Raw genomic sequence first — 1,191 nt, forward strand, 5'->3', positions numbered from 1 at the left:
GACAAAAATGATGACTGAGTATCTTCTTCTAGAAGCTATTAATGAGGGAAGAGTGAAATGGGACCAAGAATATTCCGTTAGCGAGTATGTCTGGAAGATTTCTCATGATACGAATTTATCCAATGTACCTTTGCGCAGAGATGGAAAATACAATATTCGTGAACTGTACCAAGCAATGACGATTTATTCAGCAAATGCTGCAACGATTGCCATTGCAGAAACGCTTGCGGGTTCTGAAGAGAACTTTGTAAAAATGATGAATAAAAAAGCAGAAGAACTAGGATTAAAAGATTTCAAGTTTGTTAACTCATCTGGCTTAAATAATAAAGATTTAAAAGGATTCCACCATACTGGGACAGAAGATGAAGAGAATGTGATGTCTGCTAGAGCTACTGCAATGCTAGCTTCTTATTTGCTTAATGACTACCCAGAAGTGTTAGAAACGACAACTATTCCGAAAATGACCTTCAGAGAAGGCACAGAAGATGCGATTGACATGCAAAACTGGAACTGGATGCTTCCTAGTCTTGTTTATGGCTTTGAGGGCGTAGATGGTTTAAAAACAGGGACAACGGAGTTTGCTGGCTATTGCTTTACAGGTACAGCTGTCAGAAATGGCACCCGTTACATCACTGTTATTATGAATGCCAAGGATGAAAGCGGTAAGGGTACTTATAAATCCCGCTTTGATGAAACAAAGAAAATGTTTAATTATGCATTTAGTAATTTTGGCAAAGAAGAGTTAGTACCTGCTAATTACCAAGTGAAGGGTCAAAAGACTTTACCTGTTATTAAAGGAAAAGAAGACAAGGTAAAGATTGAAACAAAGGATCCAATCACAATGGTTGTGAAAAATGGTGAAAAGGAAAACTATAAGACAAAGCTAGTTTTGGATAAAGAAAAGCTTAATGATAAAGGGGAATTAACGGCGCCTGTTAAAGAAGGAGAAAAGGTCGGAACTTTAACGATTGAATCTTCTAATGAAGGTGACTTAGAATTTTTATCTGAAAAGGGAAAAAATAAAATTCAAGTAGATGTTGTTGCTGCAGAGGATATTGAAAAGGCGAACTGGTTTGTGTTGATGATGCGCGGAATAGGTAGCTTTTTCGGGAATGTCTTCGGAGGCATCTCCTCAACTGTAAAAGGTTGGTTCTAATAGGAAAAGCGGAAGTGCCTTGGTCACCCCCGACA

The 1,191-nt window shown here is 38.0% G+C and carries 1 protein-coding gene; it reads left to right on the top strand.

The window, feature by feature from the left end; genetic code table 11:
- The coding region (locus V7127_RS20385) for a D-alanyl-D-alanine carboxypeptidase family protein (RefSeq protein WP_335489043.1) at positions 1 to 1,156 on the top strand (1,156 nt) is incomplete at its 5' end.
- Between the last annotated feature and the right edge of the window lie 35 nt (positions 1,157 to 1,191).

It is taken from the genome of Bacillus sp. JJ1773 (assembly GCF_036962035.1).
Taxonomy (GTDB): domain Bacteria; phylum Bacillota; class Bacilli; order Bacillales; family Cytobacillaceae; genus Cytobacillus.